The 24628-nt window shown below is 70.8% G+C and carries 26 protein-coding genes; 17 read left to right on the top strand and 9 right to left on the bottom strand.

Going from position 1 to position 24628, the window contains the following annotated elements; all coding sequences use genetic code 11:
* The first annotated feature begins 97 nt into the window (after positions 1-97).
* The 4 genes from J2Y42_RS07170 to J2Y42_RS07155 all read left to right on the top strand — a co-directional run bounded on the left by J2Y42_RS07170 (position 98) and on the right by J2Y42_RS07155 (position 6387).
* Positions 98-2587 carry a hypothetical protein gene (locus tag J2Y42_RS07170; RefSeq protein ID WP_309856251.1) on the top strand — a complete coding sequence of 830 codons (2490 nt, stop codon included), beginning with the start codon at positions 98-100 and terminating at the stop codon, positions 2585-2587.
* The gene (locus J2Y42_RS07165; RefSeq protein WP_309856248.1) at positions 2584-4734 is read left to right on the top strand and encodes a phosphocholine-specific phospholipase C; all 2151 of its coding nucleotides are present in this window, start codon (positions 2584-2586) and stop codon (positions 4732-4734) included. The genes J2Y42_RS07170 and J2Y42_RS07165 overlap by 4 nt, the downstream gene beginning before the upstream one ends.
* A gap of 69 nt (positions 4735-4803) precedes the next feature.
* Entirely contained in the window at positions 4804-5379 is a 576-nt protein-coding gene (locus J2Y42_RS07160; protein WP_309856244.1) for a TetR/AcrR family transcriptional regulator, read from the top strand.
* A 72-nt stretch (positions 5380-5451) separates the two neighbouring features.
* Complete coding sequence (locus J2Y42_RS07155; protein WP_309856241.1) at positions 5452-6387, top strand: NADP-dependent oxidoreductase; 936 nt, start codon at positions 5452-5454, stop codon at positions 6385-6387.
* A gap of 46 nt (positions 6388-6433) precedes the next feature.
* Here the strand turns inward: J2Y42_RS07155 and J2Y42_RS07150 are convergent, their stop codons facing one another.
* A complete protein-coding gene (locus J2Y42_RS07150; protein ID WP_309856238.1) occupies positions 6434-7174 on the bottom strand; it encodes an SDR family oxidoreductase in 741 nt (246 codons plus the stop codon).
* Between the two features lie 80 nt (positions 7175-7254).
* On the bottom strand, positions 7255-7872 hold the full coding sequence (locus J2Y42_RS07145) for an XRE family transcriptional regulator (RefSeq protein ID WP_309856236.1): 618 nt from the start codon (positions 7870-7872) through the stop codon (positions 7255-7257).
* A gap of 112 nt (positions 7873-7984) precedes the next feature.
* On the opposite strand from J2Y42_RS07145, the gene J2Y42_RS07140 reads away from it, so the two are divergent.
* Entirely contained in the window at positions 7985-8245 is a 261-nt protein-coding gene (locus tag J2Y42_RS07140) for a hypothetical protein (protein ID WP_309856233.1), read from the top strand.
* Positions 8246-8268: 23 nt separating this feature from the next.
* On the opposite strand, the gene J2Y42_RS07135 is transcribed toward J2Y42_RS07140, so the two are convergent.
* From J2Y42_RS07135 to J2Y42_RS07115, 5 genes are all read right to left on the bottom strand, one after another.
* Positions 8269-8649 (bottom strand): VOC family protein, encoded by a 381-nt coding sequence (locus tag J2Y42_RS07135; RefSeq protein WP_309856230.1) that lies wholly within the window; start codon positions 8647-8649, stop codon positions 8269-8271.
* Between the two features lie 84 nt (positions 8650-8733).
* Positions 8734-9429, bottom strand: coding sequence for a YafY family protein (locus J2Y42_RS07130; protein WP_309856227.1), 696 nt, complete (start codon positions 9427-9429; stop codon positions 8734-8736).
* Between the two features lie 112 nt (positions 9430-9541).
* The gene (locus J2Y42_RS07125; protein ID WP_309856225.1) at positions 9542-10054 is read right to left on the bottom strand and encodes a hypothetical protein; all 513 of its coding nucleotides are present in this window, start codon (positions 10052-10054) and stop codon (positions 9542-9544) included.
* Positions 10055-10152: 98 nt separating this feature from the next.
* The gene (locus J2Y42_RS07120; RefSeq protein WP_309856222.1) at positions 10153-10950 is read right to left on the bottom strand and encodes a thioesterase family protein; all 798 of its coding nucleotides are present in this window, start codon (positions 10948-10950) and stop codon (positions 10153-10155) included.
* 7 nt (positions 10951-10957) lie between these two features.
* A complete protein-coding gene (locus tag J2Y42_RS07115; protein WP_309856220.1) occupies positions 10958-11545 on the bottom strand; it encodes a helix-turn-helix domain-containing protein in 588 nt (195 codons plus the stop codon).
* Between the two features lie 84 nt (positions 11546-11629).
* Here J2Y42_RS07115 and J2Y42_RS07110 point away from each other — a divergent pair, with 84 nt between their 5' ends.
* The 7 genes from J2Y42_RS07110 (at position 11630) to J2Y42_RS07080 (ending at position 16475) form a co-directional block, all read left to right on the top strand.
* The gene (locus J2Y42_RS07110) at positions 11630-12589 is read left to right on the top strand and encodes a zinc-binding dehydrogenase (protein WP_309856218.1); all 960 of its coding nucleotides are present in this window, start codon (positions 11630-11632) and stop codon (positions 12587-12589) included.
* A gap of 135 nt (positions 12590-12724) precedes the next feature.
* Positions 12725-13021, top strand: a complete 297-nt coding sequence (locus J2Y42_RS07105) for a DUF2277 domain-containing protein (protein ID WP_018189579.1) — start codon at positions 12725-12727, stop codon at positions 13019-13021.
* 51 nt (positions 13022-13072) lie between these two features.
* Positions 13073-14173 (top strand): epoxide hydrolase, encoded by a 1101-nt coding sequence (locus tag J2Y42_RS07100; RefSeq protein WP_309856217.1) that lies wholly within the window; start codon positions 13073-13075, stop codon positions 14171-14173.
* A gap of 35 nt (positions 14174-14208) precedes the next feature.
* A complete protein-coding gene (locus tag J2Y42_RS07095; protein WP_309856215.1) occupies positions 14209-14955 on the top strand; it encodes a hypothetical protein in 747 nt (248 codons plus the stop codon).
* Between the two features lie 43 nt (positions 14956-14998).
* Positions 14999-15346: a metalloregulator ArsR/SmtB family transcription factor gene (locus tag J2Y42_RS07090; protein ID WP_309856212.1), complete on the top strand. Its 348-nt coding sequence runs from the start codon at positions 14999-15001 to the stop codon at positions 15344-15346.
* A 1-nt stretch (position 15347) separates the two neighbouring features.
* Entirely contained in the window at positions 15348-15992 is a 645-nt protein-coding gene (locus J2Y42_RS07085) for a dihydrofolate reductase family protein (RefSeq protein ID WP_309856210.1), read from the top strand.
* Positions 15993-16001: 9 nt separating this feature from the next.
* The gene (locus J2Y42_RS07080; RefSeq protein ID WP_309856207.1) at positions 16002-16475 is read left to right on the top strand and encodes an SRPBCC domain-containing protein; all 474 of its coding nucleotides are present in this window, start codon (positions 16002-16004) and stop codon (positions 16473-16475) included.
* Here J2Y42_RS07080 and J2Y42_RS07075 read toward each other — a convergent pair.
* On the bottom strand, positions 16472-17983 hold the full coding sequence (locus J2Y42_RS07075; RefSeq protein WP_396427140.1) for a DHA2 family efflux MFS transporter permease subunit: 1512 nt from the start codon (positions 17981-17983) through the stop codon (positions 16472-16474). The two genes, J2Y42_RS07080 and J2Y42_RS07075, sit on opposite strands and share 4 nt — an antisense overlap.
* Positions 17984-18046: 63 nt before the next feature.
* On the opposite strand from J2Y42_RS07075, the gene J2Y42_RS07070 reads away from it, so the two are divergent.
* Positions 18047-18715, top strand: coding sequence for a winged helix-turn-helix transcriptional regulator (locus J2Y42_RS07070; RefSeq protein ID WP_309856202.1), 669 nt, complete (start codon positions 18047-18049; stop codon positions 18713-18715).
* On the opposite strand, the gene J2Y42_RS07065 is transcribed toward J2Y42_RS07070, so the two are convergent.
* A complete protein-coding gene (locus J2Y42_RS07065; protein ID WP_309856199.1) occupies positions 18712-19935 on the bottom strand; it encodes an ice-binding family protein in 1224 nt (407 codons plus the stop codon). The two genes, J2Y42_RS07070 and J2Y42_RS07065, sit on opposite strands and share 4 nt — an antisense overlap.
* A gap of 239 nt (positions 19936-20174) precedes the next feature.
* Here J2Y42_RS07065 and J2Y42_RS07060 point away from each other — a divergent pair, with 239 nt between their 5' ends.
* The 4 genes from J2Y42_RS07060 to J2Y42_RS07045 are packed head-to-tail and all read left to right on the top strand — an operon-like array spanning position 20175 to position 24584.
* Complete coding sequence (locus J2Y42_RS07060; protein ID WP_309856197.1) at positions 20175-21434, top strand: extracellular solute-binding protein; 1260 nt, start codon at positions 20175-20177, stop codon at positions 21432-21434.
* Between the two features lie 56 nt (positions 21435-21490).
* On the top strand, positions 21491-22441 hold the full coding sequence (locus J2Y42_RS07055; RefSeq protein ID WP_309856195.1) for a sugar ABC transporter permease: 951 nt from the start codon (positions 21491-21493) through the stop codon (positions 22439-22441).
* Positions 22438-23322 (top strand): carbohydrate ABC transporter permease, encoded by an 885-nt coding sequence (locus J2Y42_RS07050; RefSeq protein WP_309856194.1) that lies wholly within the window; start codon positions 22438-22440, stop codon positions 23320-23322. The genes J2Y42_RS07055 and J2Y42_RS07050 overlap by 4 nt, the downstream gene beginning before the upstream one ends.
* On the top strand, positions 23319-24584 hold the full coding sequence (locus J2Y42_RS07045) for a family 1 glycosylhydrolase (protein WP_309856192.1): 1266 nt from the start codon (positions 23319-23321) through the stop codon (positions 24582-24584). The genes J2Y42_RS07050 and J2Y42_RS07045 overlap by 4 nt, the downstream gene beginning before the upstream one ends.
* Positions 24585-24628 lie beyond the last annotated feature (44 nt).

Raw genomic sequence — 24628 nt, 5'->3', positions numbered from 1 at the left:
GCGACCGCTGCGGTCGGTTGGGTGATGACCTGTGCCGACGGGCGCGGTGCGGGTTCGGGATCCCGCCCCGCCCGCGGCCTCACCCGAAGGAGCACCCGTGCGCAGGATCACTCGGTCGGCCGTCGCCGCAGCCCTCATCGGCGCCGTCGTCGCCGTGACGGCCGCCCTCGGCGTCGTCGCCCAGCCGGCCGCCGCGGCGCCCGCTCCGAACGGGACCCTGACGCTCACGAACACCACCCCGGCGCCCGGCGATCCGCTCACGTTCTCTTACACGACGGACAAGCCGAACACGAAGAACTGGGTCGCCGTGTACAACGACCCGGCCACCGGCCCGACCGATGAGAAGAGCCACGGCTCCTCGACCGACTGGGCCTACGTCAGCGCGACGACGGCGGCCTCCAGCGGATCGGTCACGGTCGCGAGCACGGGGCTCACCCCCGGCCACGACCTCGTCGCGTACTTCCTGTACGCGGACGGCTACACCTGGCTCGCGCAGCCCGTCACCTTCCACGTCGGGTACGCCACCGGGGGTTCGCTCGCCCTCACGACGGCGACCCCGCGGGTCGGCGGCGACCTGACGTTCTCGTACGCCACCGGTGACGCGAACGCCTCCGGCACCGACTGGGTCGCCATCTACAACGACCCCAAGAAATCCCCGCTGAACCAGACCTACCCCGGAGCCGGCTCGACGGCGTGGTCGTACGTCTCCGGCACCTCCGGCACCGTCACCATCCCGGCGGGCGCACTCACGTCGGGTCACGACGTGATCGCGTACCTGCTCGCCGACGACGGCTACACCTGGCTCGCGCAGCCCGTCGTCTTCCGGCTCGCCGCAGCGGCCTCCGGACCGACCGACAGCGGGACGCTGACGCTTCTCACACAGGATCCGATGGCCGGGAAGCCGCTGACCTTCTCGTTCACCACCGCCACGCCCAACGCGAAGAACTGGATCGGGATCTACGACGATCCCGCAACGGCGCCGAGCGGCGGCGCCTCGCACGGAGCATCGACGACCTGGGCGTACGTGCCGAACGCGACGTCGGGGACGGTCACGATCCCGGCGGGGGCGCTCACCGGCGGCCACACCGTCGCGGCCGTGCTGCTCTACGACGACGGCTATGTGAACCTGGCACCGCCCATCACGTTCGCCCTGAAGGCCGAACCGCCGCTCACCGGGTCCACCGAACCGACTGTCGACCACTTCCTCACCGACGACATCGTCCGGCCCGCCACCGCGCCGTCGACGGCGGTGCGCTTCTCCATCGCCGGGATGTGGACCGGCGTGCGCGGCGCGGCTCCCGCGGCGGCCGCGTTCACCGCGCAGGGCGGCCCGGACTGGCTCGCGGTCGCGCCCGACGGGACGGTGACGGGCACGACGCCTGCGTCCATCCCGGCGCAGACCCCGTTGCTGACGGTGCTCGCCACCGAGGCCGGTGGCCTGACCGCGACCCTGACGATCGAGCTGCCGATCAGCGAACCCGGTGCGCCGCAGGCCGTGCACGCCGCGACGCTGAGCATGTGGGATGGCGGAACTCACGTCGACGACGCCGTCGGCAAGCTGGCGCGGTCGGTGCTCGTCAACCGCTTCGACCTGGTCGCGCTGCAGGAGACCGGCGGCAACGCCACCGCGGTGGCGCAGCGGCTGGGCTGGAACGTGGTCGAAGACCCGACCGGCCTCGCCGTGATCGCGCCCTTCCCTCTGACCGCGCTTCCCGCGCCGGCCGCGGCCGTCCTCGCGGTGTCGGCCGCCGTCAGCGGGTCGGATCTGCCGGTGTGGGATGTCGCCCTGGACGCCGGCGGCCCCGACCGGGCAGCGGTCTGCACCGAGGGTGCAGCGGCCGCCGTCTCCGCCGAGAAGGCGAGCGCACGGTATGCGCAGGCGCAGGCCATCGCCCGGGCCGCGGGCGCCGCTCATGCCTCGGCGCCGGAGGGCCGGCTGCTGCTGCTCGGCGACCTGGAGTCGCCGTCGGACCTCGACTGGGCCGGCGCGCCCTCGGCAGCGAACTGCGGAGCGGGCGCGGTGGCGTGGCCCGTGACGTCGGAGCTCCACGCGGCCGGCCTGGTGGATGCGTTCCGCACGGCCCGGACGGACACCGCCGCCGACCCCGGTGCGACGGCCGGTATCCTCGGCGGCACGGTGAGTGCGGCGGCGGCACGACCCGCCCTCCTCGACCGGCTCGACTACGCCTTCGTCGCCGGCGCGATGACCGTGCAGGACGCCAACCTCGTCATCGACGGGTTCCCGCAGGCGTCGCCGTCGAACGCCAACCGCTGGGTGTCGGATCGGGCGGCGGTGGAGGCGACCATCGTGCTGGCAGCGCCCCCGGCCGGCGGGGGCGGTGCGGGCAGCGGGGGCGGAGCCGGCCCATCCGACCCGGGCACGAGCGCCGCCGCCCCGCACACCGGTCTGCCCGGAGCGCTGGCCCGCACCGGCGACGTGCTCGGCCTGGTGATGGCCGGCCTCGCGATGGCGGCCGTCGTGATCGGCGCCCTGACCATCCTGATCCGCCGCCGGATGGACGCATCCACTCCCTCCGGCATCGCAGCAGCAGAACCGAACGCACACCCGGAGGAAGCGAACCCATGAGCCGATCCAAGCCGGAGCGCCACGCGCCCGATGTCACGTTCGACGCGGCGCCGCCGCTCGACGAGCATGCCGCGTACGTCAGCTCGGTTCCGCGCGGAGTGAGCCGCCGGACCCTCCTCCTCGGCGGTGCGGCGGCGATCATGGCCGGCGTCGCCTACGGAACCGCCGGGCGGGCCGCCCTCCCCGCGGCCGCGGCCGCGAAACTCACCGGCACCTACAAAGACATCAAGCACGTGGTGGTGCTGATGCAGGAGAACCGGTCGTTCGACCACTACTACGGCACCCTCCCGGGCGTCCGCGGGTTCGGCGACAAGCAGATCCTGGAGTACCCCGGAGGCGGGGACATCTTCCACCAGCCGGATGCATCCCGTGCCGACGGGCAGGTGATGCTGCCGTTCCGCATGGACTCGACGAAGTACAACTCGCAGAACGCGGGCGGACTCGACCACAGTTGGAGCGGCGGGCACACCGCGTGGAACAAGGGCGCCTGGAACCGCTGGGTCGCCGCCAAGGGCGAGCAGACCATGGGCTACTTCACCCGCGACGACATCCCCTACCAGCACGCCCTCGCCAGCGCCTTCACCGTGTGCGACGACTACCACTGCTCGCTCAACGGCCCGACGACGCCCAACCGCCTGTACCAGTGGTCCGGGATGATCAACCCGGCGGGCGGTCTCGGCGGCCCGGCCATCGACAACCCGGCCGACTACAACCCGGTGTACCGCTGGGGCACCTACGCCGAACGGCTTCAGGCGGCGGGCGTGAGCTGGAAGACCTACGCCAACGACGAGGTCGGCGACAGCGGCAGCCACCCGTACGTCGGCGACTACGGCGACAACCCGCTCTGGCTGTTCCAGCAGTACCACGACGCCCTCGCCTCCTCCGATCCGGCGACCCGGCAGCTCGCGCTCAACGGCGGGCTGCACGACGGCTGGAAGGCCGACTCCGGGCGCGGCCTGGACGTCACCTACCTGCTGTCCGACTTCGGCCGGGACTGCGCGACGAACTCGCTCCCTACCGTCTCGTACGTCGTCGCCCCGTACGGCTGGTGCGAGCACCCGTCGGCCAGCCCCGACTACGGCGCGCACTACACGAACGCCGTCGTGCAGGCGCTGTTCAGCAATCCGGAGACCTGGGCCTCGACCGTCCTGCTCATCAACTACGACGAGAACGACGGCTACTTCGACCACGTGCTGCCGCCGTTCCCGGAGGCGGGGACCGCGGACGAGTTCGTCAACGGCCTGCCCATCGGGTTCGGCTCCCGGGTGCCGCTCACGGTCGTCTCGCCGTGGTCGCGCGGTGGATGGGTCAACTCGCAGACCTCGGACCACACCTCGGTCATCCGCTTCCTGGAGGCGATCACCGGGGTGACCGAGCCCAACATCTCGCAGTGGCGGCGGACCGTCTCGGGCGACCTGCTGAGCTGCTTCGACTTCGCGCATCCCGACTTCAGCATCCCGGGCACGGACGTCGTGCCCGGCCTCGCGCAGACCCAGCAGCTGGTCGCCGCGGCGGACGCCGACCGCAGCAAGCCGCCCGTCGCCGTGCCGCCGGTCGGCGCCCAGTCCATGCCGGGACAGGATGCGGGCGCGCCCCGCCACCGGACGCTCCCCTACCGGCAGAGTGCAGACGTCGCGGTCGACCGCACGAGCGGCCGGGTCACGCTGACCATGCGCAACCAGGGCACGGTGGGCGTCAATCACCAGGTGTTCCCGAACGTGGCGCTGCCCTTCCAGGCCGACCCGCACACGCTGGCGGCCGGTGCGACGGCGGACTGGGTGTGGGACGCGTCGGCGACCGATGGCCTCTACGACTTCAGCGTGTACGGCCCCGACCGGTTCCTGCGCCGCTTCGCCGGCACGGTCGTGCGTGGGGACCGCCGCGACATCGGCATCCCGCATGCGACGGCCGCGGTGGGAGCGATCGGGTCGCGCAGCCTCCGCCTCACCCTGACGAACGACGGTGGCGCCGCCGTGCGGTTCCGGCTGGTGGGAAACGACTTCACCGACCATGCCGAGCAGGTCACGGTGCCGCCGCGCGGATCCCGTTCGATCGACTGGCCGGTCGACCAGTGGGGCTACTACGACGTGGTCGTGACCGCGGGCACGGGCACGGGTTTCCGCTACCGGTTCGCCGGGCGGGTCTGACGCCCCCGCTCGACGGCCCCCGAGCAACTATCGTGGGGCGACGACGTCGAGTGGATCCGAGGGCAGGTCATGGCGGGAAGCGAGCCGAAGAAGCTGAGGAGGGATGCGGCCGAGAACGCCGACCGTCTGATCGCGGCGGCCATCCGCTCCGGGCTGGCCGAGGGCAGGTTCGTCCCGCTCGAGAAGATCGCGGCCGACGCCGGTGTCGGAATCGGCACGCTGTACCGCCGCTACCCCAACCGGGAGGCGCTGCTGGAGGCGATGGCCGTGCGCGCCTACCGCCTCATCCTCGCCGAAGCGGAGGACGCGCTCGCGTCGGGCGAGACGGGACTGGATGCGATCGCCCGCTTCCTGAGGCAGTCGTTCGAGCACCGCGAGCAACTGGTGCTCCCCCTCCACGGCGGCCCGATGACCGAGGGGACGGAGTCGGCCGAGCTGCGCGGCCGGATGCAGCAGACGATGGCCGCCATCGTCGCGCGCGGGCACGCGGACGGCACCGTTCGGCCGGAGGTCGACGCCGGCACCGTGGTTCGTTTCGGGGCGATGCTCGCGCAGCCGATGTCGAACGTCCCCGATTGGCCGCGGGCCGCCGAGGAGCAGCGGGCGATCTTCCTGCGCGGGATCTCTTCCGATACTCGGGAATAAACGGATGATTTCCTCCGCTTGATGGAAGTGCGACGCCGAGGACGGGTGCCGCGACCATCCTGAGAGGAAGACATGACCATGAAGGCAATCCGTTTCCACGAGGCCGGCGGACCGGACGTACTCCGCTACGAGGATGCCGAACTCCCCGTCCCCGGCGCGGGCGAGGTGCGGCTCCGCGTCGCCGGCTCGGGGTTCAATCCCGCGGACAACGGCATCCGCGCGGGCAGCCTGCCCATCCCGATCACGCTGCCGCACATCCCCGGCTATGACGTTTCCGGAACGGTCGACGCGGTGGGCGCGGGCGTCGACGGTCTCACGGTCGGCGACGAGGTCGTCGGGTTCCTGCCGATGACCGCCGACGGCTCAGCGGCGGAATACGCCATCGCGCCCGCCGAGGTGCTCGCCCGGGCCCCCCACTCCATCCCCTTGGCCGACGCGGCCGGGGTCCCCTCGGTCGCCCTGACCGCGTGGCAGGCGCTGTTCGACGACGCGGGACTCGAGTCCGGCCAGCGCATCCTCATCACGGGCGCGGGCGGGACCGTCGGCGGATACGCCGTGCAGCTCGCCAAGCGCGCCGGCGCGTACGTCATCGCGACGGCGAGCCCGCGCAGCAGCTCGGCCGTCCGCGAGGCAGGGGCGGATGAGGTCATCGACCACACCACGCACTCGGTGCTCGACGCGGTCGCCGAACCGGTCGACGCCCTCCTCAACCTGGCGCCGCTGGAGCCCACCGAGTTCGCCGCCCTCGTCGCGCGGGTGCGCGACGGCGGCGTGGTGGTCAGCACGACCGCGTGGATGCCCGCCCCCGACGACGCGGAGCGCAACGTCCGCAGCGTGGTCGTCTTCGTGCGGAGCGACGCGGCGCAGCTCGCCGAGCTGGTCTCGCTTGTGGACAGCGGTGAACTCCGGGTCGATGTCGCCCAGCGGGTGCCGCTTGCGGAGCTCCGGAGCATCCACGAGCAGGCCGCCGCCGGCGCACTGCGCGGCAAGGTGGTCGCCCTCCCGTAGGCGCGCGGGCTCGGGGTGGGCGCAGGGTGGGCGGCGGATCGTCGCGTCAGATGGCTCCACCATTGACGTAGATGATCTGGCCGTTCACCCAGCGCCCCGGACCGGCGAGGAACGCCACCGCCTCGGCGATGTCCTCCGGCGTCCCCAGGCGCTCCAGGGGAGGCACCGCCGCGAGCGCGTCGATCTGCTCCTGGCTCTTGCCGTCCAGGAAGAGATCGGTGGCGGTCGGGCCGGGCGCGATCGCGTTGACCGTCACATCCCTTCCTCGCATCTCGCGAGCCAGGATGAGGGTCATCGCGTTCACCGCCCCCTTGCTGGCCGCGTAGGCCGTGTACCCCGGGAACTGCAGCTTCGACACCGAGGTGGAGAAGTTGATGATCGCCCCGCCGGACCGCACGCGGCGCACCGCCTGCTGCGAGACCACGAACGTCCCCCGAATGTTCGTGCGGTGCATCCTGTCGAGGTCGTCGAGGCTGAAGGACTCGAGCGGTCCGAGCAGCATGATCCCGGCTGTGTTCACCACCACGTCGATCCCGCCGAACTCGGCCTCCACGGCATCGAAGGCCGCGACCATCTCCTCTTCGCTGGCTACGTCGCCGCCGACGGCCACCGCCCGCGCACCGGCGGCGGTGATGCCGGCGACGATGTCATCGGCCCGTCGCCTGTTGCCCGCGTAATGGACGGCGACGGCCATCCCGTCGCGCGCCAGGCGCTCCGCCGTCGCTCGGCCGATGCCCCCGGAGCCGCCTGTCACCAGCGCGACGCGGGATCCCTGAGTGTCGTCCATCGTTCTCTCCTTCGAGTGACAACCCCGCTGCGGTCATTACAGTCCCCGCGGCCGCAGCGCACAAGAGAGGCGGACCGCCCCTAGCGGGCGGGCTTGTCAGCGGGCGCTGTCGATGCCGCCCCTCGCGAGCGGGCCCGGAGATGGATCCGCTCGCCGTTCTTGCCGAACATGCTGAGGATCTCGACCGGCCCGCTGCCCGCCGAACCGAACCAGTGCGGATTCCTGGTATCGAACTCGGCGGCCTCGCCGGGACCCATCACGATGTCGTGCTCACCCAGGACGACCCGGAGTCGCCCGTCGAGCACGTAGATCCACTCGAACCCGTCGTGGGTGCGCAGTGCGGGCTCCCGCTCGGTGGCCGGGATGACGATCTTGAACGCCTGCGGCTCACTGTGCGGCTGCGAGAGGCGGGTGAGCTCGCGGCCGTCCGCGTGGCTCGCCTTCCGCTGCACGCGCGGGTCGGCGATCGTCGGGGCGTTGACGATGTCATCCAGCGAGATCGCGAGTGCGGCGACGACCGGCAGCAGCAGTTCCAGACTGGGCTTGCGCTGGCCGGATTCCAGCCGCGAGAGGGTGCTCTTGGAGATTCCCGTCGCCTGCGCGAGCTCCTCCAGCGTCATGTCCTGCTTCTGACGGGCGTGGCGCAGCCGGGACGGAATGCTGCCCAATTCGCGCGCGATGCGCTGGGAGATGCTCATCCGGTCATCCAACCAGCCTGTTCCTGTTTCGGCAACGAATCACGGTCGCGGGTTGACCGCGCTGACATCGTGGTCCTCGACCGCATGACCCGAATCGAGAGGACCCCAGACCATGTCTCAGCCCGCGACGGCACCGACACACATCCCGCCTTCGGCACCGCCGCCGTCCATCCACGTCCGGGCGCTGATCACCTGGATCGCCATCTTCCCGCTGGTCACACTCGGCTTCTACGCCATCGCGCCGTTCGCCGAGGACTGGCACCCGATCCTGCGCGCATTCGTCCTCACCCTCATCGTCGTGCCGACGGCCGTCTACCTGGTCGTCCCGCGGCTGATGCGGCTTCACGGAAAGGTGCGCGGCCGCCGTCGGTGACAGCGCGTTGCCACGTGCCTCGCTCAGGGAGCGGGTTGCGGGCGCGAGAACAGGTTGACGAGCGTGCCGTCCGGGTCGCGGAACAGCGTGGAGCGGTTGCCCCACGGCATCGTCGTCGGCTCCAGCACGACGTCGGTGAGCGCGTCCCGCAGCCGGCCGAACTCGCCGTCGACGTCGTCGACCTCGAACTCGACGATGGCGGGTCCGCCGCTGGACGGCCGGGGAGCGTCATCGCCGAGCATGGCGACCGTCGCGACGTCGGCGATGGCGAGCGCCACGTTCCCCTCCCGAAACTCGGCGAAGACCGGGGCGGGGCGCGACGCCGTGTTCCCGGTGACGAGTTCGTAGAACCGCACGAGTCGATCGACGTCGTGCGTGATGATCCTGATCGAGCTGAAAGCCATGGTGAACCTCTCCGCGCGGGCCGTCCGCCCGCGCAGATCCATGGTCGCGCGCGCCGGCGACAACGTCCTGTCGGTGTTTCCGGATCAGGGCTGGAACACCGGGCGCAGGTCTCCGTACGGGATGTCGAGGTTTGCGGCCGTGAGCTCCCGCCGCGGCGGCCTCTCGCCCGTCGGCTCGGCGGCGACGATCCGATCGCCGCGGAAAGCCCGGATGGCGCCGCGCGTGCGGCACCAGGCGATCAGGTACCAGGTCCCGTCCCGGCCGACGTATCCCTGCGGCTCGACCTCGCGTTCCGTCAGAGCGCCCGCACGATCGCGGTAGCGGAGGCGGAGCACCGTCCCGGCGCGCAGGACGTCTGAGAACCCGTCGGGCGCAGGCGCGGGCGGGTCGCCCTGGAGCAGGTGGACGCGCGCCGCGAGAGCCCGCGTCTCCTCGGCCCTGCTGCCGTCCATCACCGCCAGCACTTTGCCGAGCGCCGCTGACGCTTCGGCTCCGAACGGGCTGGACGCGAGCATCCCGAGCCCGATCGTGACGGCGAGCGCCTCCTCGACCGTCAGGCCCAGCGGAGGGAGCGTGTGCGCGGGGTCGAGGCAGTAACCGCCGGTCCGGCCGGGTTCCGCCCAGACGGGGACGCCGGTCTGCTGCAGAGACGACAGATCGCGCTCGATGGTGCGGGTGCTGACCTCGAACCGCTCGGCCAGCCGACGCGCGCTGAGCGGACGCGGCGCCACGGCGCGCAGCGCCTCCACGATGGCGTACAGCCGGTCGGTGCGGTTCATCCGTCGACTCTAGCGACCGCCGCACGAGCGGCGCCGTAACGTGCTGCGAACGGCGAAGGGCCCGGCGGGAGCGTGTGAGCGCGTCCCGCCGGGCCCTTCGGAGCAGCGGCGGTCAGGCCCGCGGCAGCTTGCGCGCCTTGACCTCGCGGAAGTAGTCGTTCGCGGGCTTCAGGAAGATCAGGATGGTGGCGATGACGCCGACCACGAAGCGGGCGGCGCCGGTGCCGAAGCCGCCGAGGATGTCGAACAGCGACAGCACGGTCACGACGAGCAGGACGATGCGCGCCCAGTTCGCACCGCGGCGCATGAAGTACGCGAAGAGCACGTAGGCGGCGATGAAGAGGATGCCGATGATGACCGTGAGCGTGACGGAGACCGCTACGCCGGCGTCCACGGCGCCGTCCGGCACCTGCTGCCCCTGCGCGACGAGCTGACGCTGGATCGCCTCCTTCAGCGAACCGATCGTCGCGAGCGAGACGATGAGCGAGATGAGGCTCAAGGCCGCGCCGGCGATGTACAGCCAGAACGCGGTGTTGACCTGCTGCGGAGGGGTGACCGGCCCGCCTGCGGCGGGGGCCGGCGACGACGAGGCAGGGTAACTCGGGGGGAGGGTGGAATCACTCACGTGTGGGTCTCCTTGTGAAGCTGATGGATGCGATCGGCCGCTGGGCCATTGCATTTGAGCGCCGCTCACGTTATCCCTTCGCGGCACTGTTGGCAATGTCAGGGGCGCTGCGTGCGCCCGGCCAACGGCCGGACGGTGAGGATCTGCTCCGCCCGTCCGACCGGGCCGGAGACGTCGTGGAGCACCGTGCTGGTGAGGCCCTGGCCCCTCGATCCCCAGGTGACCGTTGTGTCGAGTCCGACCCACTCCCCTGTGGGTTGGGCGAACAGGTGGATGGTCAGGTCGAGGTTGGGGAACATCCACTCGGTCGGATGCCGGCGCACGGCGATTCCGTTCGCCGTGTCGACCAGTGCGATGAAGGCGGCGTGCGGGCTGGCCTCCTCACCGGCGACGATCGCCCGGTCGGTGCGCAGCCACGCGGTCGCGCGGCCCGGGCGCGGGTCCTCGGCCGCCCGCATCTCGAGCGAGGCCACGTAGCCGCCGGGCCAGGTCTCCGTCATCGGCCAGCGCCGATCCGGCCCGGGGAGGGCGATCCGCTCCGGTTCGCCTCCCGCCACCTCGCTCGTATCGCCGTCGACGGTGTACCAGGCCCCCGCGAGCACGGCCGTACGGCCCGCGATGACGACGGTCGCCTGCACCAGCTCGATGGTCCGGCCGGGACGGATGGTCTCCACGGCGATGTCGCACACGTCCGCGGCGAGGAAGCCGAGGATGTCGAAGCTCACCCGCGCGAGCGAGAGAGGAGGCGCGTCGCGGTCGGCACGATGGCGGTCCATCGCGTGCACGATGAGACCGCCGAGCGGACTGAAGTGGATCTCGCCGTCGTTCCAGGCTCCTCCAGCATCGACGGTCGGGCGGAAACGGGTGTCGTCGATGCGCTCGAAGTAGGAGTCCATTCCCCGATTATTTCGCCCCGCCGATCGACCTGGCGCGGTCCGTCCGGAAGGCGTCGATCGCGAGGCCGGCGAAGCGGCGCGCCGCCGCATCCCGCCGCGAGGGCGACACGGATCCCAGCCCGCGGCCGGCGAGCAGCACCAGCACGAGGTCATCGACCACGAAGTCCGGGCGCAGGCGACCCTGCGCCTTCGCCCGGGTCGCGAGACCGTCCAGCATCCCGAGCAGCTCGCGGCGGTGCTGCGCGAAGGCCGCGGAGCCGGTCGCGAGCGACAGAAAGGCGTCGACGAAACCCCGGTTCCGCACGTTGAGCGCAGTCAGGCGCTCGATGACCGACGTGAAGCCGTGCCACGGATCGGGATCGGCGCAGCCCTCCTCGACGACCGCCCGGCACGTCTGCATCTCAACCTGGAACGCCTCGTCGATGAGCGACTGCTTCGTCGGGAACCGGCGGTAGAGCGTCGCCGGGCCGACCTCGGCGTGGCGGGCGACCTCCCGCATCCCGACGTCGAGTCCGCGCTCGGAGAAGAGGGTGCGCGCCGCCGACAGGATCCGGTCGCGGTTGTCCTGCGCGTCCGAGCGGAGGATCTGAGTCATTCGTCCTCCCGACGGTCTCACTTCGATCAAGTGGACGGGGGCGTCCACTACCGTGCGAGAGTACCGCAACGAGAAGGAGAAGACGTGCGAGCGATTGCGATTCAGGAATACGGCGACCCGAGCGGAATGGCGGTCGTCGACGCACCAGAGCCGGAGGCCGACGCCGGGCAGCTGCTGATCGAGACGGAGGCGATCGGCGTCGGAGGCGTCGACGCGGTGATCCGGCGCGGGACGCTCGGTTCGAGCTACCCGCAGGGCATGATCCCGGGCAGCGAGGTCGCCGGTACGGTCGCCCGGGTCGGCGACGGCGTCGACCCTTCCTGGGTCGGTCGCCGCGTCTGGGCGTTCACGGGCCGATCGGGCGGCTACAGCGAGCGCGCCGTCGCCTCGGTGGAGGACGTCACCCCGCTCCCCGACGACCTGTCGGCCGTGGATGCGGTGACGATCGGCAGCGCAGCACCCGTCGCGCGCTTCGCGCTCGCCCGCGCACCCTTCGCGCCGGGCGACTCGGTGCTCATCCGCGGTGGCAGCGGCAGCATCGGGATCGCCGCGGTGGAGCTGGCAGCACGCGGGGGCGCTTCCGCGGTGGCCGTGACGACCTCGTCCGCCGAGAGGGGCCGTCGGCTTGCGGCGCTCGGGGCGACGGACGTGCTCGACCGGTCCGGGCACGGGCCCGACGGGGCGTCCCGCCCGTTCGACGTGATCGTCGACATCGTCGGAGGCGACGGCATGCCCGCGTTCATCGACCGCCTCGCGCCCAACGGCCGTCTCGTCCTGGTCGGCGCGGTCGCGGGCTTCCCGCCGGCCGACTTCGGGGCGCGCCTGCTGCAGGGCTTCCAGGCGTCGCGATCCGTCGCCGCCTTCAGCCTCGACTCCATCACACCGGCCGCGCGCTCCACCGCCCGGGCGGAGCTGTTCGAGGCCGCCACCCGCGCTGAGCTGCACCCGGTGGTGCACGAGGTCATGCCGCTCGAACGCGCGGCGCACGCCCACCGCCTCATGGATGAGGGCGCCGTCTTCGGTCGCATCGTCCTCACCCCCTGACCGGTCACCGTCGCCCCCTCCCTCCACCGTCGAGTCCGCACAGACTTACCGCTTTCCGCACCCCGAGCGTGCAAAGATCGCGGACTCGACGGTGGGCGGTTGGGAGGAGGGCGGTGGGCGGTATATCGTCGCGGCATGTGCCGGAACATCCGTTGCCTTCACAACTTCGAACCGCCCACGACCGACGATGAAGTGCGGGAGGCCGCCCTCCAGTTCGTCCGCAAAGTCAGCGGCTCGACGCATCCCTCCCGGGCCAACACCGCGGCGTTCGAACAGGCGATCGACGAGATCGCCGAGGCGACCAGACGGATGCTCGACCAGCTGGTGACCAACGCCCCGCCGAAGAGCCGCGAGCTGGAGGCCGCGAAGGGCCGGCAACGCCACGAGAAGCGCATGGAGCGCGAGGTGAGGATCCGGACGGCGTCGGCATGAGGGCACCGGCGTGAAAGCGACGACGCGCAGCGCGGCTGCGGAGGAGGAGAGATGAAGCGTCACGTGCTCGAGCCGGTACCGGAGGAGGCGGTCGCCGACCTGCGTTCGCGCCTCGAGCGGTTCCGGAGGGTGCCCCTGGCGCAGCGCGACGGCCTCGGAGGCGTCGACCCCGAGGTACTCAGCGACCTGTTGCGGTACTGGGCGGACGACTACGACTGGCGCGAGCACGAGCGGCGAGTCGCCTCGTGGCCGTGGGTGCAGACCGAGGACACCGCCGTGCCCATCCGCGCGATCGTCCGCCCGGCCGACCGCGAGGATGCGCCCGTCGTCCTCCTCCTGCACGGCTGGCCGGACTCGGTGCTGCGGTTCGAGCGCATCCTGCCCCTGCTCGACGATGTGACGCTCGTCCTCCCCGCTCTGCCCGGGTACCCGTTCGCCGCACCCGTGGAGGGCGGCGGGATGTCGTCGGTCGAGATGGCGGACGCCGTCGCCGCCGCCATGACCGAGTTCGGGTTCGACCGGTACGTGATCTCGGCGGGCGACGTGGGATGCGATGTCGGGGAGGCCATCGCCGGCCGCCACGGCTCGCACGTCAGCGCCCTGCATCTGACCGACCTGTCGCAGTACCACTTCCTGGTCGGGCTCCCCGACGACCTCGACGAGACGGAGCGCGCTTACGTGGAGCGGGGCCGCGACTGGCAGCAGCGCGAGGGCGGGTACATGCACGAGCAGTCCACCCGCCCGCGCACCCTCGCGGTGGGGCTCGGCGACTCCCCGGCGGGGATGGCCGCGTGGATTCTGGAGAAACTCATCGACTGGACGGACTCCGACGGCGACCTCCGCCGGGCGTTCACCCCCGACGAGGCTTTGACCTGGATCTCTGCGTACTGGTACACCGGCGCGATCGGCACGTCTTTCACTCCGTACGCGGCTGCGGCACCGAAGAACTGGCCGCGGATCGAGATCCCGACGGTCATGACGGTGTTCCCGCGCGACCTCGTCAACGCCCCGCGGCAGTTCGTCGAGCGGTTCTTCTCCATCGTCGACTGGCTGGAGTTCCCGCACGGCGGTCACTTCGCCGCCTGGGAGCAGCCGACCGACTACGTCGAGGGGGTGCGCCGGGCACTCAGCCGAGCTCATCCCGGAGGCTGACGCCCGCGGCGGGCCACCGCATTAGCCTCAAGCCTATGCTTCGCCGCGCCGCCACCGTCCTGGCCATCGTCTGCGCCGCCGCCCTCCTGTCCGGGTGCTCGATGATCGAGGGGCTGGCGCGGGATGCGACCGGTCGGGACTCCGTTGCGCCCGAGGAGCCCTGCCTTCCCCGCGGCGCCGAGCCGGATCCGTCCCCGACGCCGGCTCCGACGCTCGATCCGCAGGTCGCCGGAGAGATCCGGGACGCCGTGACGGCCGTCCGAAAGCTCGCGGGCGTCGATACGGTGCGCGAGACCACGTCGAACTCACGAACCGCCTCGGACGATCCGGACCGTCCGGACTGCCGGGTCGTCTCCAACCACTTCTCGAGCCGGGTCGACGTCGTGATGAAGGCGGAGGCCACACCCGCCCAGGCCGCGGCGGTGCCGACGACGATGGCGCAGCACCTGGCGTGGACTGGTGTGAGCCTCTCCCTGACGGTGCCGGCCGGGCCGGGGCACATCGAGACGATGGTCCACTACAGCCGGACCTTCGACCAGACCATCCCGATCGAGACCTCCACGGACGTCGCTGAGGGCCTCGCGCGCCTGGCGGCGACGCCGCACGTCACCTCGCTGGAGGCGTCCATCCCGTACACCATGCGCGTCGAGTACGGCTCGCTGACGGTGCTCGTCGACGGCGCGGACCCGGCGACGCTGGATGCGGTCCGCTCGGTTATCGACACCACGGTGTTCGCCGACACCACCCTGCACGGTTCGTTCAGCAACGGCGCCAAACCCTGACCACGGGTTGACGAACGCGGCCGTCACCGCCACACTTAGGCATGTGCCTAAGTATCACGACGAGCTCGACGCCGTGCTCCGCGCTCTCGCGGACCCCACGCGGCGAGCCGTCGTGGAGCGGCTGGCGGCGTCACCGGCGGTGGTGAGCGAGCTCGCCGAACCGTTCCCGATGGCGCTGCCGTCGTTCATGCAGCACCTGAACGTGCTCGAGAACGCCGGAGTGGTCACCTCCGAGAAGCACGGGCGCGTGCGCACCGTGAGCCTGCGGCCGGGCGCTCTCGACATCCTGCACCTCTGGCTCGGCGAGCAGCGCACGCCCGCCGAGCACCAGGCCGACCGCCTCGGCATCCACCTCGCCCGCGCCTCGGCGCCTACCCCGAAGGACACCTGACATGACCCGCGTCCGCATGAACCTCTTCGCCTCGCTCGACGGCTACACGCCGTCCGACGCGTCTCCCGACAACCCGATGGGCGAGGACTGGGGCCGCCTCACGGCCGCCTGGGCATCAACCCGGACGTTCCGCGAGCGCATCTTCGGCGACACGAGCGGGGCCGGCACCACCGGCGTCGACGACCGGGTCGGCCGCGAGTTCTTCGAGGGCGTCGGCGCCGAGATCCTGGGCGCCGGGATGTTCGGCCTCCACTCGTTCCCCGACGACCCGGAGTGGAAGGGATGGTGGGGCGACAGGCCGCCCTTCGGCACCCCGGTCTTCGTACTCACCAGCACCGCGCCCCGCCCCGCGATCGAGATGGACGGCGGCACGACCTTCCACTTCCGGAACGCCTCTCCGGAGGAGGTGCTCGCCGAGGCGACCGAGGCCGCGGGCGGACAGGATGTCCGGGTGGGCGGCGGGTACCGCACGGCCCGCGCCTTCCTGCGGGCCGGACTGGTGGACGACCTCCACCTCATGATCACGCCGATCTTCCTGGGCCGCGGCAATCGGCTGTTCGACGACCTGACCGGCATGGACCGGACGCACACCGTGACCACAGAGGTCGCCGAGAGCGGCACCATCCACGTCACCCTCACCCGCTAGGACGCTGCCATGACGATCGAACGCCGCCTCGCCCGCGCCGGATTCACCCTCACCCGCGACTATCCCGCCCCGCCCGAGCGCGTCTGGGACGCCTTCGCCGACGAGCAGCAGAAGCTGAGCTGGTGGGGAGCCGGCGATGCCATGGAGCCGCGCGAGTGGTCCTTCGACTTCCGCGTCGGCGGGAGGGACGTCGCCGAGGGGAAGTTCCACCACGGCCCTGTGTCGCGGTACGAAGCGACGTACACCGACATCGTCGAGCACGTCCGCATCGTCACCACCTACGACATGTGGATCGACGGGGACCACATGTCGACGTCCGTCGCCTCGCTGGAGTTCGAGCCGACCGAGCAGGGCACCCGCTTCACCCATGTGGAGCACGGCGTCTTCTTCGACCAGTTCTGGGCCGACGGCCCCGGACGCGAGAGCGGCACCCGGGGCCTGCTCGACGCCCTGGGTGCCTATCTCGAACGCACCGCCGGTTAGGCCTCCGCGACCTCCAGCTCCGGCACCGACTCGGCGCCCGCGGCGGGCTTCCGGACGAAGAGCGCCAGGACGATGACCCCGAGCGACAGGATGCCGCCGGCGAGGAACGCGAGGTGCGAGCCCTGAGCAGCGGCCGCGGCCGTCGGCAGGTCCGGGTCGGCGCCTCCGGTCGAGGCGACGCCGGTCGCGTACAGGGCCACGAAGATGGCCGTTCCCGCGGCGCCGGCGACCTGCTGCAGCGTGGCGATGGTGGCGCTGCCGTGCGAGTACAGCCGCGGCGGGAGCGAGCCCAGCGACGAGCTGAACGCCGGCGTGAAGAGGAACGCCAGGGACAGCATCAGGACGATGTGCGCGCCGAGCAGCACGACCCACGACGACCCTTCGCCGAGACCGAGCGCCAGCGTCCAGAGGGCGACGGCGAGTCCGATCGACCCGGGGATCACGAGCGGCCGCGGCCCGAACCGGTCGTACAGCCGGCCGACCGTCGGACCGGCCAGCCCCATCAGCAGGCCGCCGGGGAGCAGGATCGCGCCGACCCAGAGCGGCTCGAGACCCAGGGTGTAGCGCGCGAACTGGGGCAGCACGATGAAGGCGCCGAAGAGGGACACCATGGCGGCGGTCATCATCGACACCGACACCGCGAAGTCGCGGGAGAGGAAGGTGCGCAGGTCGAGCAGCGCCGAGTCCGTGCGCTGCAGCACCAGCTGCCGCCAGACGAAGAACGCCAGCGTGATCAGGCCGACGACGATGGGGATCCACGGCTGGACCGCCGCCGAGCCGACCGCCGCGGCGCCGATCTGGCTGAGGCCGAACACGAGCGCCGAGAAGGCCAGCGCCGAGAGGATGACCGAGGGCGAGTCCAGTCGCACCTTCCGCGTCTCCGACACATTCGGGACCCGACGCGCACCGATGGCGACCATGACGAGACCGATCGGCAGCATCACCCAGAACAGTCCCTGCCACGGGAGCACCTGGATGAGCGCGCCCGACACGATGGGACCGATCGCGGGTGCGACGGACATCACGATCGAGACGCGTCCCATGACCCGGCCGCGCTGCTCCTCCGCGACGATCGTCATCACCGTGGTCATCATGAGCGGCATCATGATCGCGGTGCCGACGGCCTGGACGACCCGGCCGACGACGAGCGTCTCGAACACCGGCGACAGGGCCGCGATGAGGGTTCCGATCACGAAGCTCGACATCGCGACGATGAAGACGGGCCGCGTGTTGAGCCGCTGCATCAGCCAGCCCGTGACGGGGATGACGACGGCCATCGTCAGCGCGAACGCCGTCGTGAGCCACTGGCCCTGGGTTGCGTCGATATGGAGGGACTCCTGGATGCGCGGGAGCGCGACACCCATCATCGTCTCGTTGAGGAACACGACGAAGACGGCGGCGAGGAGCAGGGCGAGCGCGGTGCGGTTGCGTGCCGCGGTGGCGACCGGGATCGGCTCACTGGCGAGCTCTGCGCGGTCGATGGTGTCGGTCATGGCGTTCTCCTTCATCGGATGTACTTCAAAAAATAAAGCACACTGCAAATAATGAAGTCAAGTGCTACAGTGAGATTCATGACGAACCAGCACTACGGGCAGTTCTGCGGTCTCGCACGCGCAGCCGAGATCGTCGGGCAGCGGTGGACCCTGCTGATCCTCCGCGATCTGAGCGTCGGCCCGCAGCGCTACTCCGACCTCGTCTCCGGCCTTCCCGGCATCCCCACGAACACCCTCGCCTCCCGGCTGAAAGAGCTCGAGGAGGAGGGCATCGTCGAGCGGATGGCCCCGTCGGGCGGTGAGCGGGCGGTCGCCTACCGGCTCACACCGCGGGGCGAGGAGCTCGGCCCGGCGATGGATGCGCTGTCGCGTTGGGGCGCCGGCGGGATGCGGACCCCGCGCGAAGGCGAGATCGTGACGACCGCATCCATCGCCGCTGCACTGAAGGTCGCCGCGGGCGACGGCGTCGTCCCGAAGGAGTGGGACACGGCCTACACCGTCCGCGTCGGCGACGTGGTGACGCACCTCATCATGCGCGACGGCGTCATCACCGTGGGCCCCGGCGCGGCCGAGGCGCCGGACCTCATCATCACGGCCGGACCGCAGATCCGCGACCTCCTCGCGGGAGAGCTGGATGCGGACACCGCGATCGCGACCGGCGCGGTGCAACTGGAGGGCGACGCCTCGCTGTTCACGCGCTTCGCCGACACACTTCACGTGCCGTACAGCCCGAACGTGCCCGCTTAGAGCCGGCCGCGCACCGAGCGGGACACCGCGAACCGACGCGCCACGAACCCCAGGACGACCAGCGCGAGAGCCGCCGCGAACGGAAGGACGAGGTCGCTCCCACTGTCTGCGAGCGATGCGGTCGCGCCTTCCGGGCCGGTCGGCAGCACCCCCTCCGCCCCGGCGAGCACTGCCGCCGGCGCTGTCACGAAGGTGTAGGTCGCAGACGCGTCGGGGCCCTGCCCATTGGACGCGGTGATGGTCACGGCCGACCAACCGGGCGTGGTCGGCGTGCCGGAGATGACTCCGGTGGTGCCGTTCAGGGTGAGACCGGCCGGGAGGGCCCCGGCGGTCACGGTGAACGTCGGCGACGGGGCACCGGAGGCGGTCACCGTGAACGCGTACGGCGTCCCGGCGACCGGGGCGGTCGGCGTTCCGGAGGTGATGGACGGGCTCGAGGTCGTGACGGGGGTGCCCGGCGGCGGGCATCCCGTCGGGGCCGTCACCGTGTTGGTGTCGAGGGTGACCGCCGCGTTGCTCGCCAGCAGCCGGCCCTCGATCGTCGCACCGGTCGTCGCGGTGATGGACTGGTCGGCCAGCACGGTCCCGATGAACTGCGCGGCCGTGCCCAGCGTCGCCGACGACCCGACCCTCCAGAAGACGTTGCAGGCGGTCGCGCCGCCGGTCATCGTGATGTGCGTCGCCGATCCGATGGTGAGCGTGCTCGCCGCCTGGAACACCCAGACCGAGGTCGCACTGCCGGCGAGGGTCAGCGCTCCGTTGTCCGCGAGCGACAGCGCGCCACCCGAGTAGACGCCGGGCGTCAACGACAGCCCGTTGAGCTCGCCGATGCCGGAGGTCGTCGGAGTGAGGCCGCCGGCGGTGTTGAAGGCCGTCGTCACGTCGCTCTGCGCCTGAGCGGCGACGGCGTCGGTCTGGTGCAGGGTTCCGGTGAGCGCGCCGTCCGGAGCGCCGCCGAACCCGGTGATCGACGAGCCGGGAGAAACGCCGACATCGCCGTCGACGACGGTCGGCCCGGTGTTCGTCACCTCGCTCGCCCCGAGTACGCCGAAGGGCGCGGCGGTTCCGATGTCCACCGGTCCGTCGAGAGTGGTGTCCGCGTGCGCCGCAGCCGGGCCGAAGCCCAGGCCGAGCAGCGCGAGAAGAGCCGCAGCGATCGCGCCCGCGCCGATGCGCGCGCCGAAAGAAGGTGAAGAAGAAATGGATGTCGAATCGGCCACGAAGGCCCCCGCCCGAATGAGGGGTCCTGGCATACGACGAGATTCGCCTTCCATACCCCTTGCCGCGGAGTCTGGCACAGATCGGGGCGTCGTGCCGGTTCCGGCCGAACGGGGGGTGAGCGACTTTCGGCTTGACGCCCGCTCCGCCGCCTGCCTATACTCCCATTTACAACGTTGATTACATCGTTGTAAACCCGATCCGATCGACGATGAGCGGTCGGTCCCATGAGAGGCATTCAATGAAGAAACTGCTTGCGACGCTGGCCGTCGCGGCCGGCGCTTCTCTCGCGCTGGCCGGCTGCTCCACCTCCCCCGGCTCCGGTGACTCCGGCCCCGTCACCCTCACCTTCTGGCACGGTTACACCGAGGCAGACGGCAAGGTGCTCGACGCGATCGTCGACGACTTCAACAAGTCGCAGGACAAGATCACGATCAAGACCACAACGAAGACGTGGGCGGTCATCGGCGACACCCTTCTCCCGGCTCTCTCCGCCAAGAAGGGGCCGGACATCGTCGCGATGCCGGCCGAGACCCTCCCGGTGTACGCGTCGAAGGGCGCCTTCGCCAAGCTCGACGACTTCTACGACAGCAGTGCGACGAAGAGCGCTTCTCTGCGGCCAGCAGCGGTCGAGATGGAGAAGGTCGACGACTCCTACTACGGCATCCCCACCGGCTTCGTCCCGCTCTCGGTCATCTACAACAAGGCGCTGTTCGAGAAGGCCGGCATCACCGAGTTCCCGAAGACCTGGGACGAGTGGGTGGCCGACGCCAAGAAGCTCACCGTCGACGAGAACGGCGACGGCACGCCCGAGCAGTACGGCCTCGCGCTCCCCGACCACGCCACCGTCGGCAACGGCGTCTGGGCGAGCCTGTTCTACGGCAACGGCGGGAAGATCGTCGACGGCTCGAAGTCGGTCCTCGACTCCTCCGAGAACGCCGAGACCCTGTCGTACTGGGCGAAGGCCGTCACCGCCGACAAGATCTCGCCGACCGGGCTCGACGGCGTCGCCTCCGACAAGCTGTTCTCCTCCGGCAAGGCCGCGATGGAGATCGGCGGACCGTGGATGGCGGGCGTCGCCACCGAGAACAAGATCGACTACGGCATCGCCGGCATCCCCGCCGGGCCGAAGGGCGCTGCAGCCTCCGCGATCGGTATCTCGGCCGCGGTGACCGCGCAGGCCGATGCTGCCAAGAAGGCCGCGGCAGAGAAGTTCTTCGCCTACTTCTTCACCAAGAAGGTCGCCACGAAGTGGTCGCTCGGCTCCGGCTGGCCGCCCCTGCGCACCGACATCCCCTCGTCCGACGTCTCGTCGAACCCGGTCGTGGCCTCGCTCACCGACCTCGTCGGGGATGCGCGCCCGCTGCTCCCCGGCGTCGCGAACAGCACCGACGTGCTCTCGGCGGTCGACGAAGCGACGCAGAAGGCCCTCGCCGGCGGCGACCCCTCCGCGCTGCTGAAGTCCGCATCCACCCAGGTGCAGCAGGCACTCGGCAAGTGATCCACCCGGTGGACCGCCGCACCCCGGCGGTCCACCGCCCTCCTTCGAAAGCGATCATGACCACACTCACCCGCTCCCGCACGGGCCGACGGCCGTACCGTCCGCCCGCCCCGCTCGGCGGCCGGCCCCGTTCGGCAGGCCGTCGCGGACCGATGGCCCTGCTCTTCATGCTCCCGGCCGTGGTCATCCTCATCGCCTTCGTGGGGTGGCCGATGCTGTCGGCCCTGCGCCTCTCGTTCACGAACGCGAGCGGCTTCGGGCTCGAGGAGTGGGTGGGCTTCGACAACTACGTCCAGGTCTTCACCGACCCGCGCGTCCTCGCCACCCTCGGCAACACGGCCCTCTACACGGTGCTCTTCACCCCGACGGCGCTGATCGCCGCCCTGCTGCTCGCGCTCCTCCTCACCAACCGTCGACTGCTCGGCCGAGGCTTCTTCCGCACCGCACTGTTCCTGCCGTTCATCGTCTCGCTCGCCGTCGCCGCCTTCGCCTGGACGTACCTGCTCGACCCGCAGGTCGGCCTGCTCAACTACTGGCTGCGCAGCATCGGCATCCAGCTCGGAAACGTGCTGCAGGATCCGGCGCTCGCCATGCCGACCGTCGTGCTCGTCGCCATCTGGAAGAGCTTCGGCTTCTACATGGTGATCTTCATCGCCGGCCTGCAGGAGATCCCCGAGTCGCTGTACGAGGCGGCCAAGATCGACGGCGCGGGAGCCTGGCGACGCTTCATCAGCATCACCCTGCCCCAGCTCAGCAACACCCTCGCGTTCGTCGTCGTGTTCGCGATGATCGCCGCCCTCCAGGCCTTCGACCAGATCTACGTCATGACGGGCGGCGGTCCGTACCGTTCGACCCAGACCGTCGTCATGGAGATCTACCAGGAGGGCTTCAAGAAGCTCGACCTCGGGCTCGCGACCGCGCTCTCCTACGTGCTGCTGGCCGCGACGCTCATCCTCAGCCTCATCCAGTTCCGCTTCTTCGGACGCCGTGAGAAGGACCTCGCATGACCGCCACCCTCGCCCCGGCCGCAGCGCCCCGGGCCGCAACGACGACCCGCAGACGGCGCGTCGGCCGCACCGCAGAGCGCTGGCTGCTCTTCGCCGCCGCGCTGGTGCTGACCGCCATCGTCCTGCTCCCCGTGATCGTGATCGTGCTCACGGCGTTCAAGCCGGCGTCCGAGATCAACGCCTACCCGCCGACCCTGCTCCCCGGCACATGGACGCTGGACAACTTCACGAAGATCTTCAGCGACCTCCCGTTCGGCCGGCTCTTCCTCAACAGCCTGGTCTTCGCGGGCGGAGTGACCGTCTTCGCTCTCGTATTCGACTCGCTCGCGGCCTACGCCCTCGCCCGCATCGACTTCCGCGGCAGCCGGGTCGTGCTGATCGTGATCGTGGCCAGCCTGATGATCCCGTTCCAGGCGACGCTCATCCCCGTCTACCAGCTGGTAGCGCAGCTCGGCTGGGTGAACACGTTCGCCGGGCTGATCATCCCGCGGGCGGCCGACGCATTCGGCATCTTCTTCCTGCGCCAGTTCTTCATCGCCCTCCCCCGCGACCTCGACAACGCGGCACGGATCGACGGGGCAGGCGAGTTCCGCATCTTCCGGAGCATCGTGCTCCCGAACGCCGTCCCGGCGCTCCTCACGCTCGCCATCTTCACCTTCGTGAACAACTGGAACGACCTGCTCTGGCCGCTCGTCTTCACCACATCGCCGGAGATGGGCACGATCACGTCGGGCCTCACCCTGCTGACCGGACCGAGCGGGATCATCCCCTACGGCACGATGATGGCCGGATCGCTGATCGCCGTGCTGCCGCTCGCCGTCATGTTCCTGATCATGCAGCGCCGCTTCATCGAGAGCGTCGCGACCACGGGGCTCAAGTGACGGCCCCGCGCTGGTTCGAGGACGGCCGCCTGCACCTCGGACTCGGGATCGAGGACACCTTCGTGCCGCAGGAGCGGCCCGGCGAGCGCGCCATCGACGAGTACGAGCTCACCGAGCACTACGACCGGTACCGCGACGACTTCGCCCTCGCCGCGGGTGTGGGCGCCGAGGTGCTGCGCTGGGGCGTGCCCTGGTACCGGATCGCGCCGGAGCCCGGCCGCTGGGACTGGGACTGGACCGACCGGGCGGTGGATGCGCTGCTCGGGGCCAGCCTCCGGCCCATCATCGACCTGCTCCACTACGGCACGCCCCTCTGGCTGACCGACCAGTTCGCCTCCGCTGACTATCCCCAGCACGTCGCCGAGTTCGCGGACCGCTTCGGCGAGCGCTACGGCGACCGGGTCGTGGACTACACGCCGGTGAACGAGCCGGTCATCCACGCGCTGTTCTCCGGGGAGTACGGCTACTGGCCGCCCTACCGGACCGGCGCAGAGGGTTTCGCGACCATCGCGGCGAACCTGGCGCGCGGTTTCGTGCTCAGCCAGGAGGCGCTGGCCGCCCGCATCGGCGACCGCGCGACCTTCGTGCACGTCGACGCCGCCATCAGCTACGTCGGAGACGACGTCGCGCCCGAGCATCGCGAGGAGGCGGAACGGCTGCGCCACCAGGTGCACCTCGTCGAGGACCTCGTCACCGGCCGCGTCGACGACGCGCATCCGCTCCGCGACCGGCTCGCCCCAGCGGTGACGGACGCCGAGCTGGACTGGTTCGCCGCCCACGCCGTGCGCCCCGACATCATGGGCGTCAACTACTACCCGCGGCACTCCACCGAGCTGTTCGAGGCGGGCGTTCGGCACGGCGGCGGCTTCGCCGACCCGCGACCGAGCGTCGACCGCGGGACGCAGGGCCTCCGCGAGGCGCTCGAGCGTTTCGCCGCACGGTACGGCGCACCGGTGATGGTCACCGAGACGTGCGTGACGGGAACGGTCGAGGAGCGCATCCACTGGCTGGATGAGTCGCTCGCCCTCGTGGAGAGCATGCGGTCCGAGGGAGCACCCGTCGTCGGGTACGTCTGGTGGCCCCTGTTCGACATGTACGAGTGGACGTGGCGGCACAGCGACCGCCCGCGCGCGGACCACCTCCTGACGATGGGGCTCCACGACCTGGTCGAATCGCCGGACGGTCTGCTGCGCAGGCCGAACCCCGTCGCCGACCGCTTCCGCGCCTACGCCGCCCGGCTCGCCCCTCTGCCCGCCCGATGACGAACCCGACCCGATGACCGAAGACCACCCGATGACGGAAGACC

The sequence above is a fragment of the Leifsonia sp. 1010 genome (assembly GCF_031455295.1).
Classification (GTDB): domain Bacteria; phylum Actinomycetota; class Actinomycetes; order Actinomycetales; family Microbacteriaceae; genus Leifsonia.
This window is presented reverse-complemented; position numbering and strand designations above follow the sequence as displayed.